This is a genomic window from Stenotrophomonas sp. TWI602, assembly GCF_039674045.1.
In the GTDB taxonomy this organism is placed as follows: domain Bacteria; phylum Pseudomonadota; class Gammaproteobacteria; order Xanthomonadales; family Xanthomonadaceae; genus Stenotrophomonas.
In genome coordinates this window covers 44790-59228 of record NZ_JBDJMT010000013.1, presented here as the reverse complement: position 1 = coordinate 59228, position 14439 = coordinate 44790, and the positions used below count along the sequence as shown (strand labels likewise).

Below are 14439 nucleotides of genomic sequence, written 5' to 3'. Positions count from 1 at the left end.
TGAATTGTCCGGCGTACCTGCATGTTCAAACCCATACCTGTCTCGATTGGCCTGCGCTACCTGCGCGCCAAACGCCGCAACGGCTTCATCTCCTTCATCTCCATGGCCTCGATCCTCGGCATTGCCCTGGGCGTGACCGTGCTGATCACCACGCTGGCGGTCATGAGCGGTTTCCAGAAGGAAATCCGCGATCGCCTGCTGCAGATGACCGCGCATACCACCATCACCACCGACGGCGCCCCGATGGCCGATTGGGCGCATGCGGTGGAGGTGGCCAAGAAAGATCCGCGGGTTGCCGGCGCGGCGCCGTACATCGAAATCCAGGCCATGCTCAGCGGTCCCCGCGTGCAGGGCGCCATCGTGCAGGGCATCGACCCGGCGCTGGAGCCGAACGTCTCGGTGATCAACCAGAAGGTCAAGAAAGGCAGCTTCGACAGCCTGACCGCGGGCAGCTACAACCTGCTGGTCGGCCAGGAACTGGCGATCTACCTCGGTGTCGGCGTCGGCGATACCGTGCTGGTCACGTTGGCCGAAGTGCAGGGCACGCCGATCGGCGCGATCCCGCGCATGAAACGCTTCACCGTGAGCGGCATCTTCGAAGCCGGTTACAACGAGGTCGACCGCGGCGTGGCCTACGCCAACATGGCCGATCTGGAAAAAGTACTGCGCATCGATGGCGTCACCGGTGTGCGCCTGAAACTGCATGACATGGACAAGGCGCTGGAGGTCGGCGTCGATCTGGCCCACAACCTGACCGGTGCCTACCGGGTCAGCGACTGGACCCAGCAGAACGCCAACCTCTACCACTCGCTGCGCATGGAGAAGGTGGTGATGGGCATCCTGCTCTCGCTGATCATCGCCATGGGCGCGTTCAACCTGGTCTCCTCGCAGGTGATGCTGGTCACCGACAAGCAGGCCGACATCGCGATCCTGCGCACCCTGGGCCTGACCCCGGGCGGCGTCATGCAGGTGTTCATGGTGCAGGGCTCGCTGATCGGCATCTTCGGTACCGTGCTCGGCGTGATCGGTGGCATCACCCTGACCTTGAACCTGGAGCGCATCCTCGGCGCGATCGAGACGCTGTTCAACGTCAAGCTGCTGCCGGAGGACGTTTACTACATCACCGGCCTGCCGACCGACATGCAGACCCCGGACATCATCGTGATCACCGCCGTGGCGCTGGTCATGAGCTTCCTTGCCACCCTGTATCCCGCCTGGCGCGCGGCACGTACCCAGCCGGCGGAGGCCCTGCGTTATGAATGAAGCACTCACCCTGGGCCAGGAAGTCATCCGCGCCGAAGCGCTGGCCAAGACCTATGCCGAAGGCCGCATGCAGACCCCCGTGTTCAACGGGCTGGACCTGCGCGTGGCGGCCGGCGAGACCGTGGCCATCATCGGCGCTTCCGGCGCCGGCAAAAGCACCCTGCTGCATCTGCTCGGTGGCCTGGATACGCCGACGGCGGGCGAGGTCTACGTGGCCGGCCAGCGCATGTCCGGCCTGTCCGACAGCCAGCGCGGCCAACTGCGCAACCGCGCGCTCGGCTTCGTCTACCAGTTCCATCATCTGCTGCCCGAATTCACCGCGCTGGAAAACGTGATGATGCCGGTGCTGCTGGGTGGCGAAGAAGTGGTTGACGCGCGCACCCGTGCGCAGGCGCTGCTGGAATCGGTCGGCCTGGGCCATCGCCTGGACCACAAGCCGGGCGAGCTGTCCGGCGGTGAACGCCAGCGTGCGGCCGTCGCCCGCGCCTTGGTCAACCGCCCGGCCTGCGTGCTCGGTGATGAGCCGACCGGCAACCTGGATGACAAGACCGCCGCGACCGTGTTCGAGCTGATGCTCGAGCTCAACCGCGCGCACCACACCAGCCTGGTGCTGGTGACCCACGACCGCTCCCTGGCGCGCAAGCTGGACCGCGTGCTGGAGTTGCGCGAAGGGAGGCTGCACAGCCTGGCGCACAGCGAGGTCTGAGCAGGCAGCAGCGCCTGCCTGGGCGCTGAACACCCGGCGGGTTCCTCTCGCCGGGACCACGCCGGGCGGCGCATGATCGGCGCACAGTCCCCAGCAGGAGGCGTCATGAAGCAGACCCTTGCCATCGCGGCCCTGTGCCTTGGGCTGGCCGCGTGCGCCAGTACCGGCCGCCTATCCACCGCGCAGAAGCTCGATCTCTACCGCGCCCACGCCGGGCCGCCGCAGCAGGACATGCCGCTGTACGGCTCGCTGTCGGGCTGGACGGCTCTCGGCGACAGTGCGCTGGCGGTCTGGACGCGCCCGAGCGAGGGCTATCTGCTGGATCTGGCCGGACCGTGCCAAGGGTTGGACTACGCCTCGGCGATCGGCCTGACCAGCCGGATCGGGCGCGTTTCGTCACGCTTTGACAAGGTGCTGGTGCGCGACCCGACGGCCGGCCCGGTGAATCTGCCGTGCTTCATCAGCAGCATCCGCAAGCTGGATACCAAGGCGTTGCGGGCGTCCGAGCAGGAGCTGCGCCAGGCGCAGGTGCAGGAGCGCGAAGAAGGCCAGCAGGCGCCGACCCCGTAGTGCCGGCCGCTGGCCGGCAACCGGATCCCGACCATCCCGACCGCTGGTCGGTATCACCGGCGATCACGCCTCCGGTACGAACCCGGCCGGCTTCTCCGCGCCACCGCTGAACAGGTATTTCACCAGCTCTTCTTCCAGGAACGCGCGGTGCTTGGGATCGCGCGGCGACAGCCGGTTTTCATTGATCAGCATGGTCTGGTGCGCCAGCCACGCGGCCCACGCCGGCTTGCCGATGTGGTTGAAGATGCGCTGGCCCAGTTCGCCGGGGTAAGGCACGAAGTCCAGGCCTTCGGCGTCGCGTTGTTCGTACTGGCAGAAAACGGTGCGGGGCATAGCGTTACTCGTTGTCTTGGGATGTTGCTGCGCGCCGCATTGTACGGCGCTTGGGCTGAGCGGGCGGTGCACCCGTTTCCAGCAGCTTGCGGATCGGCGCGGGCAGGCCGAGCGTGGCCAGTTCCTCGGCGGCGACCCAGCGCCGCCCTGCATCGTTGCCGCGCGCGCCCTGTACGGTTGCCACCAGCACCTGCAGATGCAACCGGTAGTGGCTGAAGGTGTGTTCCAGCAGCGGCAGCGGCTCGGCATCGTCCAGCGAGCCGTCGATGTGCGCGTCGAACCAGTCCTGCAGGGCGATCCCGCTGTCGGCCTGGGGCAGGGTCCATAGCTGCGCCCAGATGCCGGTGTCCGGCCGTTTCTGCAGTAGTACGCGGCCGCGTGCATCGCGCAGCAGCAACGCTACCGCCTCGCGCTCAGGCAGGGTCTTGCCCGGTTTGGGCGTCGGCAGCTGATCGGTGCGGCCTTCACGACGGGCAACGCAGGTCGCCTGCAGCGGACAGATCACGCAGGCGGGCCTGCTGCGGCTGCAGACGCTGGCGCCCAGGTCCATCTGCGCCTGGGTGTAATCGACCATGCGCGTGCCAGGCACCTGCGCTGCGTGCGCCTCGGCGACCGCCCACAGCTGCTTTTCGATCGCCGGCAGGCCGGGAAAGCCCTCGATGCCGTGATAGCGGGTCAGTACGCGCTTGACGTTGCCATCGAGAATCGCGAACCGGTCACTCCAGGCCTGGCTGAGGATCGCGCCCGCAGTGCTGCGGCCGATGCCCGGCAGCGCATGCAGTGCATCGAAATCACGCGGCAGCTCGCCGCCATGCAGGTCCACGCAGCGCTGCGCGGCGGCATGCAGGTTGCGTGCACGGGCGTAGTACCCCAATCCCGCCCACTGCGCCATCACCGCGTCATTGCTGGCGGCGGCCAGGTCGGGCAGGGTCGGGAACGCCGCGAGGAACTTCAGGAAGTACGGGATGACCGTGCTGACCTGGGTCTGCTGCAGCATGATCTCCGACAGCCACACCCGGTACGGCGAGCGCGGGTGCTGCCACGGCAGGTCATGCCGGCCGTGATCGTCGAACCAGTGCAGCAGCCGCGAGACGAAGACATCGTCGGCAGGCAATACGGCGCTGGCGGGAGGCTGGCGGGTCATGCAGATTCCGGAGAAGGACGGGAGCCACGCCATGCGTGGCTGCATCGGCAGCCGGGGAGACCGGTCACGGAGGTGAAGCAGCCACCCATGGGGTGGCTCTACAAGTGAAGCCGCTGCCTGGCCCGGCGGTGATCAGGCGCCGAGTGCTTCGGGCAGCAGGGCGTCTACAAAGGCTTCCGGGTCGAACACGCGCAGGTCTTCCGGGCGCTCGCCGATGCCGCAGAAGCGGATCGGAATGCCGAACTCGCGGGCGAGCGCGAACACCACGCCGCCCTTGGCGGTGCCGTCCAGCTTGGTCACCACCAGGCCGGTCACGTTGACCGCCGCGTGGAACTGACGCAGCTGCGAGAGCGCGTTCTGGCCGGTGGTGCCATCGATGACCATCAGCACTTCATGCGGCGCATTGGCATCGATCTTGCCGAGCACGCGGCGGATCTTGCCAAGCTCGTTCATCAGGCCGGCCTGGGTATGCAGGCGGCCGGCGGTATCGGCGATCAGCACCTCGGTGCCGCGTGCCTTGCCGGCCTGCAGTGCATCGAAGGCGACCGAGGCCGCATCGGCGTTCTGACCCTGCGCGACCACGGCCACGCCGTTGCGTTCGCCCCAGGCCTGCAACTGCGCGACGGCAGCGGCACGGAAGGTATCGCCGGCGGCCAGCATCAGGCTGTGGCCGTCGTCCTTGAAGCGCTTGGCCAGCTTGCCGATGGTGGTGGTCTTGCCGACGCCGTTGACGCCGACGGTGAGCACCACGAACGGCTTGGCGGTGCGGTCGATGACCAGCGGCCTGGCGACCGGCTGCAGGATCGCGATCAGCTCGGCGCGCAGCGCGGTGAGCAGCGCATTGGCATCGGTGAACTCGCGCGCCTTCATGCGCTTGCGCAGGCCTTCGACCAGCGCCGTGGTCGCGCCGACGCCGACATCGGCGGTGATCAGCGCGGTTTCCAGTTCGTCGAGCAGGTCGTCATCGAGCTTGGGATTGCGCGAGAACAGGCCGCCGAAACTGCGTGCGATCACGCTGTTGCGCAGACGCTCGCGCCAGCCGCTCTTGCCGGCAGCGGCGGGGGCCATGTCCTGGGAGGACGGGCGCTCGGTCACGATGGTCGGGGCAACCGGGGCAACCGGGGCAACCGGGGTAACCGTAGTGATCGGAGCTGGAACAGGCGACGGCGCAACGACGGCCGGCGCCGGGTTGCTCACAGGAGCGGCCGGAATCGGGGTGGGCGCGGCGGGCGCGACACGGGCCTCCAGCGGCGGCTCTTGAACCGGTGCAGCTACCGTCGGGGCAGGGGAGATAGGCTCCTGAACAACTGGCGCGGCCACCGCGGGTGCAGGGGCTGCCGGCGCCGGGGTCACCGGGGCAGGCACCACAGGTGCAGCCACCACGGGCGCAGGAATGACCGGCGCGGGAACCACTGGGGTCGGCGCGATCACGCGCTCCACCGGCGCGGCTGGCTCGGCAGCGGGAACAGGGGTTTCCACCACGGGCGGCAGCGGCGCAGGCGCCGGCGGTGCAGCAGGCTCGGTCCTGGCCTGCGGGAACGCGGCAGCCAACTCCTCGGCGGAGTAATGCTGGGTCTTGGCCGCCTCTTGCGGGGCGTCCTGGGGCTTTTTGCGACGGAAGAAGCTGAGCATTGGCAAAAGACGCTGAAATCAGAGGGCTATGCTACCACTGCGCCCCGAATGCCCATGGGCGTGCAGGTGCGGTGGGGCGGGACTCAAGTAATGGCCGATGCGGCCGTTACCGGTTGTGAAGGGCTGCGCCATGCGGGCGCGGCCGGGACCGCGAAACGGTGAACGATGAGCGTGATGTCCATTGCCAGCGCCGGCATGCGTGCCGCTTCGCTGGGCGTACAGGCGGCCGTCTCCAACGTGGCGCGATTGCCGGTGGCTGATTCCACGCGGCTGGGGATCGCGCAGGCCGCAACGGCAGGGGGCGGTGTCACCGCCACCGTGGTCGCCGCACCTGACGATGCCAACGCGCCCATCGCGGATCTGCTCACCGCCAAGCAGGCTGCGCTGGCGTTTGCCGCCAACGCCACCGTGATCCGGCGTCAGGACGAGATGCTGGGCACCTTGCTCGACCGCTGGGCCTGACCCGAGCGCACGCGCTGACCGCCGCGCGGCGCCATGCACCATCAACCGCGGCGGGCGCCGACCCGTGGCCGGCACCCACCTGCAGCACGACTTACGCCGACAGCTCCAACAACAGCTTGTTGAGCCGACGCACATACGCTGCCGGGTCCTTCAGCGTGTCGCCCGCGGCCAGCGCGGCCTGATCGAACAGCACGCGGCTCAGGTCGTCGAAGCGCGCGGCATCGCCTTCCTGATCCAGCTTGGCGATCAGCGGATGGGCAGGGTTGAACTCGAACACCGGCTTGCTGTCCGGCACCTTCTGCCCACTGGCTTCCAGGATCTGGCGCATCTGCAGGCCCAGATCCTGCTCGCCGATCGCCAGGATCGCCGGGGAGTCGGTCAGGCGGTGCGAGACGCGCACGTCGGCGACGTCATCACCCAGCGCGGTCTTGATGCGGTCCACCAGCGCCTGCTTGTCCTTGGCGACGGCTTCCTGGGCCTGCTTGTCTTCGGCGCTTTCCAGCGCGCCCAGGTCCAGGTCGCCACGGGCGACATCGACGAACGACTTGCCATCGAACTCGGTCAGGTACCCCATCAGCCATTCGTCGATGCGGTCGGTGAGCAGCAGCACTTCCACGCCCTTCTTGCGGAACACTTCCAGGTGCGGGCTGTCCTTGACCTGGGTGTGGCTGTCGCCGGTCAGGAAGTAGATCTTGTCCTGGCCCTCGATCATGCGGCCCACGTAGTCGGCCAGCGAGACGCTGGGCTCGCCACTGGCATCATGGGTGGAGGCGAAGCGCAGCAGGCCGGCGATCTTTTCGCGGTTGCCATAGTCTTCGGCCGGGCCCTCCTTGAGCACCTGGCCGAACTGCTTCCAGAAGCCGGCATAGACCTCCGGCTTGTCCTTGGCCAGCTTCTCCAGCATGTCCAGCGAGCGCTTGGTCAGCGCCGACTTCATCGAATCGATGACCGGGCCGGACTGCAGGATTTCGCGCGAGACGTTCAGCGACAGGTCGTTGGAATCCACCACGCCCTTGATGAAACGCAGGTACAGCGGCAGGAACTGCTCGGCCTGGTCCATCACGAAGACGCGCTGCACGTACAGCTTCAGGCCCTTGGGCGCGTCACGGTGGTACAGATCGAACGGCGCATGGCCGGGCACGTACAGCAGCGAGGTGTACTCCAGCTTGCCTTCGACCTTGTTGTGGCTCCACGCCAGCGGATCCTGATGGTCGTGCGCGGCGTGCTTGTAGAACTCCTGGTACTCGGCGTCGCTGATCTCGGTCCGCGGGCGCGTCCACAGGGCGCTGGCACGGTTGACGGTCTCCCATTCAACCTCGGCCGGGGCGTCGTCGCCGTGGTGTTCCTTGACCATCTGGATCGGCAGGCCGATGTGGTCGGAGTACTTCTTGATGATGCCGCGCAGGCGCCAGCCGTCGGCGAAGTCGCGCTGGTCGTCCTTCAGGTGCAGCACGATGCGGGTGCCGCGCTCGGGCTTGTCGATGGGTTCCACGTCGAACTCGCCTTCGCCGCGCGAGGACCAGTGCACGCCCTCGCTGGCGGGCAGGCCGGCGCGACGGGAATAGACGTCCACCTGGTCGGCGACGATGAAGGCGCTGTAGAAGCCGACGCCGAACTGGCCGATCAGCTGGGAGTCCTTCTTCTGGTCGCCGGAGAGCTGGCGCAGGAAGTCGCCGGTGCCGGATTTGGCGATGGTGCCCAGGTGGGCGATCGCTTCATCCCGGCTCATGCCGATGCCGTTGTCGTCGATGGTCAGGGTGTTGGCCGTGGCATCGAAACTGACGCGGATGCGCAGGTCGCCGGCGTTTTCGAGCAGGGCCGGCTGGGTCAGCGCTTCGAAGCGCAGCTTGTCCGAGGCGTCGGCCGCGTTGGAGATGAGCTCGCGAAGGAAGATTTCCTTGTTGGAGTACAGCGAGTGGATCATCAGCTGCAGCAGCTGTTTGACTTCGGTCTGGAAGCCCAGGGTTTCTTTTTGGGTCTGCACGGTCATGGGTCGTGTTGCTCCTTGGGACATTGCCGCGCCCGGCGCGGCGGCTGGCTCAAGGGGTAGGGGTGGATTGTCCCGAATTCAAGAGTGTCGGCAGCTTCGGGGGCTGAATCGCAAGCAGGAGCGCGGCGCCTGCATGTCCGTGTGGGAGGGCGGCGGGTACGGGGGGCCGGGACGCGGCGTGAACCCATCCATGGGGCCTCGTGGGCAGCATCCATGCTGCGCAACGGTCCCGGCCCCCCGTACCCGCCACCCTCTACAAGGTGGGTCGGACGTGCGACAGGTAGAGCCACGCCATGCGTGGCTGCATTTCATTCCAGCATCGGGATGCCTGGCAGAGACAGCGACCGGACCGCCTAGAATGTCGTCCTGAACCGCCTGCCATCCGTGCCCATGACTCTCTTCCGACCGTTCGCCCATCCCGCTTCCATCTGTCTCCGGAGCCACGCATGAAGCCGCGTCAGCCGGCGGGGGCCGTGGGCCAGGTGCGGATCATCGGGGGCAAGTGGCGCAATACGAAGCTGCCGGTGCCGCTGTCACCGGGGCTGCGGCCCAGCAGTGACCGGGTGCGGGAGACGCTGTTCAATTGGCTGATGCCGCGGCTGGGTGGGGCGCGGGTGCTGGATCTGTTCGCCGGCAGCGGGGCGCTGGGTCTGGAGGCGGTGTCGCGAGGGGCGGCGCAGGCGACGCTGGTGGAGCGCGATGTCGCATTGTCCCGCCAGTTGCGCGAGTCGGTCGCCAAGTTGGGCGCGCAGGAGCAGATCGCGGTGGTACAGGCCGATGCGCTGCAGTGGCTGCGTCAGCCGGCCGGAGCGCTGGCGGATATCGTGTTCATCGATCCGCCGTTCGCCGATGGGCTGTGGGAGGCAGTGATCACCGGGCTGCCGTCACATCTGGCCGCCGATGCCTGGCTGTACGTGGAGTCCCCGGCCGATCAGGCGCCGAGGATGCCCGCGCCGTGGCTGCTGCACCGCGAGGGGGGGACCCGGGAGGTGCGTTTTGCCCTGTATCGCCGCGCCACTGCTACACTTTCACCAGACCAACACGCGTAGCTGACGTATGACCGTGGCCAACCGCCGCATTGCCGTGTACCCGGGCACCTTCGATCCGATCACCAACGGTCACATCGATCTGGTGAACCGCGCTGCGCCCCTGTTCGAGAAAGTGGTGGTGGGCGTGGCGCAGAGTCCGTCCAAGGGGCCGACCCTGCCGCTGGAGCAGCGTGTGCAGCTGGCCCGCGATGCGCTGGGCCACAACCGCAACGTGGAAGTGCGTGGTTTCGATACCCTGCTGGCGCATTTCGTGCGCTCGGTGCAGGGCGGCATCCTGCTGCGCGGCCTGCGCGCGGTGTCCGATTTCGAATACGAATTCCAGATGGCGAGCATGAACCGCCATCTGATCCCGGAGGTCGAGACGCTGTTCCTGACCCCGGCCGAGCAACACAGCTTCATTTCGTCTTCGCTGGTCCGCGAGATCGCCCGTCTGGGCGGCGACGTGTCCGGCTTCGTGCCGTCCGCTGTGCTTGAGGCGCTGCGCAAGGTCCGTGAAGCGAAGTCGGGCCAAGCGTAGTACCTGTCAGACCCATACATACCAAGAATCACCAAGGGAGGAATTCCATGAACAACACCATGCGTGCCATGTTGATCGCGTCGTTCGCGCTGGCCTTCACCGCCTGCAAGAAGGAAGAGGCCGCACCGGTCGTCGAAGCCCAGCAGGCGCTGGTCGCCCCGGCTGCCGATGACGATGCCGGCTGGAAGAAGTACCTGCAGGCCGTGGCCGTGCAGAACATGGGCAACATCAGCAACAGCCCGTACCTGTACTACCTTGCCCCGGAATCGGATCCGGAATTCGCGGCCAAGTATGAGCGTCAGGTCGAAAGCGCCACCCAGGCCGTGGGCCGTGGCGTGCAGCCGGGCAACATGCTGGCCTTCGGTTCTTCGGCCTCGGCCAAGATGGCCGACATGATCCAGGCCGTGTTCAAGGACGTCTCGCCGGACTCGATGAAGGGTGTGCGCGTGGTGTTCATCGGCAAGGCCGCCGACAACGCCCGCGTCCAGTCGATCATCCAGCCGACCGGCGCCGAGTACATCTTCGTCGAAGCCAAGTAACCCGTGCAGTGGCGGCTGCGCCTTGTGCGCGGCCCGGGTGGCGCCCGCAGGGGCGTCACCGATGATCGGCCCGCGCGCCCGCGTGGGCCGGTTCTCATCCGCCGGCGCGGGCGTGGAGTAACGCCATGTCGCTGAAAATCAATGAGCTCTGCGTCAATTGCGACGTCTGTGAGCCCGCCTGTCCCAATCAGGCCATTTCGATGGGTGAAACCATCTACGTGATCGATCCGGCCCGCTGCACCGAGTGCGTGGGGCATTTCGACGAACCCCAGTGCGTGGTCGTCTGCCCGGTCGAATGCATCGATCCCGATCCGGACATTCCGGAAACCCAGGACGCCCTGCTGGCCAAGCTGCACGGGCTGCAGCGCGATCATCCCGAATTGTATGTCACGGAGTTTCTGCCCAAATGAGAACGCTGTCGCGTCGTTGGTTGCTGCTCGTCCTGCTGGTCAGCCCGAGCGTCTGGGCTGCGGAATCCCCGCAGGTGGCGCTGGCCAAGCATCCTGACGGCGCAGCCGTCGCCAGTGGCCATCACCTGGCCACCGAAGCCGGCATGGAAATCCTGGCCAAGGGCGGCAACGCATTCGATGCGGCCGTGGCCGTGTCCGCCACGCTGGCGGTGGTCGAGCCGATCAGTTCCGGCCTTGGTGGCGGCGGGTTCTTCCTGCTGCACGATGCAGCCACCGGCAAGGACGTGATGCTGGACGCGCGCGAAACCGCGCCACAGTCCGCCACGCCCGAAGCGTTCCTGGACAAGAAAGGCGAGCTGGACCGCGACCGTTCGGTCAATGGCGCCTGGTCGGCCGGTATCCCGGGCCTGCCGGCAGCGCTGGTGGAACTGTCCTCCAAGCACGGCAAGCTGCCGCTGAAGACCTCGCTGGCGCCGGCGATGCGCATCGCGCGCGATGGCTTCCCGGTGTATGCGCGCATGTCCAAGGGCTATCAGTCCCGGCGTGAGGTGATGCAGCGCTATCCCGGCACGCGCGAGGTGTATGAGCGCAACGGCAAGCCGATCGCCGAGGGCGACCTGTTCCGCCAGCCGGAACTGGCCAGGACCATGGAGCGTCTGGCCGACCAGGGCTTCGATGGTTTCTACCGGGGCGAGACCGGCACGCTGCTGCTCAAGGGCGTGAAGCAGGCCGGCGGCCATTGGACCGCCGAGGAACTGGCCGGCTATCGGGTCAAGCTGCGCGAGCCGATCGCCTTCAAGTACCGCGACTGGACCATCACCACCGCCTCGCCGCCGTCTTCCGGCGGCATCGCGCTGGCGGCCATGCTGCAGATCCTGGAAGGCTGGGACCTGAAATCGCTCGACCAGGCCCATCGCACCCACCTGGTGGTGGAAGCCATGCGCCGCGCCTACCGCGACCGCACCTTCTTCCTGGGCGATCCGGACTTCGTGGATATCCCGCAGAAGGTGCTGACCAGCAAGGATTACGCGCAGGGCCTGCGTGCCACCATCCATCCGGAGAAGGCGACCCCGAGCGATCTGCTCTCGGGCAACCCGACCCCGCTGGAAGATGACGAGACCACGCATTTCTCGATCATCGACCGCGAGGGCAACCGCGTCGGCGCGACCCAGACCGTGAACCTGCTGTACGGCTCGGGCCTGATTCCGTCGGGTACCGGCGTGCTGCTGAACAACGAAATGGACGATTTCGCGCTGAAGCCGGGCACGCCCAATGCCTTCGGCGTGATGGGCTATGCGGCCAATGCGCCCAAGCCGGGCAAGCGCATGCTCAGCTCGATGACCCCGACCTTCATGGAGTCTGCCGACAAGGTCGTGGTGCTCGGCACGCCCGGTGGCAGCCGCATCATCACCATGGTGCTGCTGGGCATCCTCGGCTACGACGATGGCCTGACCGCCCAGCAGGTCGCCGCGCTGCCGCGCTACCACCACCAGTGGCTGCCGGACCTGATCGAGGCCGAGAGCGGCACCTTCGATGCGGGCACCATCAAACAGCTGCAGGCGATGGGCCACAGGATCGATCTGCCCGGCGACACCGCCGCGGGTGGCCGCGGCTCCAGCCATGTCTGGGGCAACCTGCAGACCGTGGAATGGGACCGCCGCAGCAATGTCCTCAGCGGTGGCAGCGACCCGCGCAATCCGGTCGGCAGCGCCGCGGTCAGCCAGGCGCACTGATTGACCGCAGAAACGAGAAACCCCGTCCCAGTGGCGGGGTTTTTTCATGGGCGATGGCTAGCGAATATTTAACAGGGGCGCGACGATAATTTGCCAATGAAACTATGGTCCATCCGCGGTAACTCGCAGAAACTCGACGGCGGCGCGATGTTCGGTAATGCGCCGCGCGCGGTCTGGGAAAAATGGGCAGTGCCGGACGATCTCAACCGGATCGAACTGGCCTGCCGTGCACTGCTCGCCAGCCCACTGGCCGGCAAGACGGTGCTGTTCGAAACCGGGATCGGGGCGTTCTTCGAGCCGAAACTGCGGGACCGATACGGCGTGCAGGAGCCCAGCCATGTGCTGATCGAATCCCTGCGCGAGGCCGGGTTCGAGCACGAAGACATCGACGTGGTGGTGCTGAGCCATCTGCATTTCGATCATGCCGGCGGCCTGCTGGCACCGTGGAGCGAAGGGCGCTCGCCGGAACTGTTGTTCCCGAATGCGACCTTCCTGGTCGGGGCCGAGCACTGGGCACGTGCGCTGCATCCGCATCCGCGCGACCGGGCCAGTTTCATCCCGGAACTGCCCGGCCTGCTGCAGGCCAGTGGCCGTCTGGAGATCGTCGACGGTCCGTATTCCACCACCCTGGGCGACAGCGTGCGTTTCAGCTTCAGCGACGGGCACACGCCCGGCCTGATGCTGGCTGAGATCATCGGGCCGGAGACGGTGGATGGCCAGGCGCGGGGCGGCGTGGTGTTCTGTGCGGACCTGATCCCGGGCCGCTCGTGGGTGCATGTGCCGATCACCATGGGCTACGACCGCAACGCCGAACTGCTGATCGACGAGAAGCGCAGCTTCCTGGAAGACAAGCTGGCCCGCAACGTCCATCTGTTCTTCACCCACGACCCGCAGTGCGCGCTGGCCCAGGTGTCACGCGATGAAAAGGGCCGCTTCGGCACCGTGCACGAGCAGGGCGAACTGAAGGCCCGCGCGCTGGCGTAACGCTACGGTTGGCCCGGCCGCGCACCGCCCGGCGCAACCGCCTGTGCAACCACACCGGTAGTGCCGACCGTCGGTCGTCACGGCCCCCCCCGGCACCGGGCATCAACCCGGTGCGAGGCCAGGGCATGGCCAGGCCATGTGAAGCACCGACGGCCGTTGAGGGCCGCCGGTCAGAACGAGCGGATCAACCGACCACGCGGGTCCCGAAGATGCGGTCGCCCGCATCGCCCAGGCCCGGCAGGATGTAGCCCTTCTCGTTGAGCTGGGCATCGATGGCGGCGGTGAAGATCTCCACGTCCGGGTGCACGGCCTGCACGGCGGCGATGCCTTCCGGCGCGGCGACCAGGAAGATGCCCTTGATGCGGCGGGCGCCAGCGCGTTTGAGCATGTCGATGGTGGCGATCAGGGTGCCGCCGGTGGCCAGCATCGGGTCCAGGATCAGCGCGTCGCGCTCTTCCAGGCGGCCGGTCAGGCGCTCGAAGTAGGGCACCGGCTGCAGGGTTTCCTCATCGCGCTGCAGGCCGACCACGCTCACCCGCGCGGCGGGGATCAGCGAGAGCACGCCACTGAGCATGCCCAGGCCGGCGCGCAGGATCGGCACCACGGTGATCTTGGCCCCGGCAATGCGCTGCACCGTCACCGGGCCCGCCCAGCCGGCCATGGTGTGGGCTTCGGTCTCCAGGTCGGCGGTGGCCTCATAGGCCAGCAGCCCACCGAGTTCATTGGCCAGCTCGCGGAAGTCCTTGGTGCTCAGGGACGCATCGCGCATCAGGCCGATCTTGTGCTGCACCAGCGGATGGCGCACTTCGACGATTTTCATGGGGGAATCAGGGGAGAGGAGATGACACTAGTGTGCCGCAACGCCCAACCGAAGCCAAAAGCCGAAGCCGCCATGCCCGGTAGTGCCGAGCCATGCTCGGCAGGCCCGCCAGTGACGAAGCCGACGCTCGGCAGGCCCGCCAGTGACGAAGCCGACGCTCGGCAGGCCCGCGCCAGTGACGAAGCCGACGCTCGGCAGGCCCGCCAATGCCGAAGCCGACGCTCGGCAGGCCCGCCAGTGACGAAGCCGACGCTCGGCAGGCCCGCCAATGAAGAAGCCGATCACCG

The 14439-nt window shown here is 67.2% G+C and carries 15 protein-coding genes; 10 read left to right on the top strand and 5 right to left on the bottom strand.

The features are described 5' to 3' along the window. Positions 1-21 precede the first annotated feature (21 nt). The 3 genes from ABE483_RS13075 (at position 22) to ABE483_RS13065 (ending at position 2539) form a co-directional block, all read left to right on the top strand. The gene (locus ABE483_RS13075; RefSeq protein WP_346481840.1) at positions 22-1263 is read left to right on the top strand and encodes a lipoprotein-releasing ABC transporter permease subunit; all 1242 of its coding nucleotides are present in this window, start codon (positions 22-24) and stop codon (positions 1261-1263) included. Beyond that, entirely contained in the window at positions 1256-1969 is a 714-nt protein-coding gene (gene lolD / locus ABE483_RS13070; RefSeq protein ID WP_121041874.1) for a lipoprotein-releasing ABC transporter ATP-binding protein LolD, read from the top strand. The genes ABE483_RS13075 and lolD overlap by 8 nt, the downstream gene beginning before the upstream one ends. 105 nt (positions 1970-2074) lie before the next feature. Further along, a complete protein-coding gene (locus ABE483_RS13065; RefSeq protein ID WP_088432205.1) occupies positions 2075-2539 on the top strand; it encodes a DUF6491 family protein in 465 nt (154 codons plus the stop codon). 63 nt (positions 2540-2602) lie between these two features. On the opposite strand, the gene ABE483_RS13060 is transcribed toward ABE483_RS13065, so the two are convergent. From ABE483_RS13060 to ftsY, 3 genes are all read right to left on the bottom strand, one after another. After that, complete coding sequence (locus tag ABE483_RS13060) at positions 2603-2872, bottom strand: oxidative damage protection protein (RefSeq protein WP_019183247.1); 270 nt, start codon at positions 2870-2872, stop codon at positions 2603-2605. A 4-nt stretch (positions 2873-2876) separates the two neighbouring features. Continuing rightward, positions 2877-4016, bottom strand: a complete 1140-nt coding sequence (gene mutY / locus ABE483_RS13055; RefSeq protein WP_346481839.1) for an A/G-specific adenine glycosylase — start codon at positions 4014-4016, stop codon at positions 2877-2879. Positions 4017-4148: 132 nt separating this feature from the next. After that, complete coding sequence (gene ftsY / locus ABE483_RS13050; RefSeq protein WP_346481838.1) at positions 4149-5648, bottom strand: signal recognition particle-docking protein FtsY; 1500 nt, start codon at positions 5646-5648, stop codon at positions 4149-4151. Between the two features lie 165 nt (positions 5649-5813). On the opposite strand from ftsY, the gene ABE483_RS13045 reads away from it, so the two are divergent. Continuing rightward, the gene (locus tag ABE483_RS13045; RefSeq protein ID WP_313211481.1) at positions 5814-6110 is read left to right on the top strand and encodes a hypothetical protein; all 297 of its coding nucleotides are present in this window, start codon (positions 5814-5816) and stop codon (positions 6108-6110) included. 91 nt (positions 6111-6201) lie between these two features. On the opposite strand, the gene htpG is transcribed toward ABE483_RS13045, so the two are convergent. Continuing rightward, positions 6202-8100, bottom strand: coding sequence for a molecular chaperone HtpG (gene htpG, locus ABE483_RS13040; RefSeq protein ID WP_346481837.1), 1899 nt, complete (start codon positions 8098-8100; stop codon positions 6202-6204). Positions 8101-8546: 446 nt separating this feature from the next. On the opposite strand from htpG, the gene rsmD reads away from it, so the two are divergent. The 6 genes from rsmD to ABE483_RS13010 all read left to right on the top strand — a co-directional run bounded on the left by rsmD (position 8547) and on the right by ABE483_RS13010 (position 13332). Next, complete coding sequence (gene rsmD, locus ABE483_RS13035) at positions 8547-9149, top strand: 16S rRNA (guanine(966)-N(2))-methyltransferase RsmD (protein WP_313211486.1); 603 nt, start codon at positions 8547-8549, stop codon at positions 9147-9149. Between the two features lie 7 nt (positions 9150-9156). Continuing rightward, positions 9157-9666: a pantetheine-phosphate adenylyltransferase gene (gene coaD, locus ABE483_RS13030; RefSeq protein WP_313211488.1), complete on the top strand. Its 510-nt coding sequence runs from the start codon at positions 9157-9159 to the stop codon at positions 9664-9666. Positions 9667-9713: 47 nt separating this feature from the next. Then, positions 9714-10205 carry a hypothetical protein gene (locus tag ABE483_RS13025; RefSeq protein WP_019183240.1) on the top strand — a complete coding sequence of 164 codons (492 nt, stop codon included), beginning with the start codon at positions 9714-9716 and terminating at the stop codon, positions 10203-10205. Between the two features lie 125 nt (positions 10206-10330). Then, a complete protein-coding gene (locus ABE483_RS13020) occupies positions 10331-10615 on the top strand; it encodes a YfhL family 4Fe-4S dicluster ferredoxin (RefSeq protein ID WP_070427136.1) in 285 nt (94 codons plus the stop codon). Further along, entirely contained in the window at positions 10612-12348 is a 1737-nt protein-coding gene (ggt, locus tag ABE483_RS13015; protein ID WP_313211494.1) for a gamma-glutamyltransferase, read from the top strand. The genes ABE483_RS13020 and ggt overlap by 4 nt, the downstream gene beginning before the upstream one ends. Before the next feature lie 96 nt (positions 12349-12444). After that, the gene (locus ABE483_RS13010) at positions 12445-13332 is read left to right on the top strand and encodes an MBL fold metallo-hydrolase (protein ID WP_313211496.1); all 888 of its coding nucleotides are present in this window, start codon (positions 12445-12447) and stop codon (positions 13330-13332) included. A gap of 184 nt (positions 13333-13516) precedes the next feature. Here the strand turns inward: ABE483_RS13010 and upp are convergent, their stop codons facing one another. Then, positions 13517-14152, bottom strand: coding sequence for a uracil phosphoribosyltransferase (gene upp, locus ABE483_RS13005; protein ID WP_070470290.1), 636 nt, complete (start codon positions 14150-14152; stop codon positions 13517-13519). Between the last annotated feature and the right edge of the window lie 287 nt (positions 14153-14439).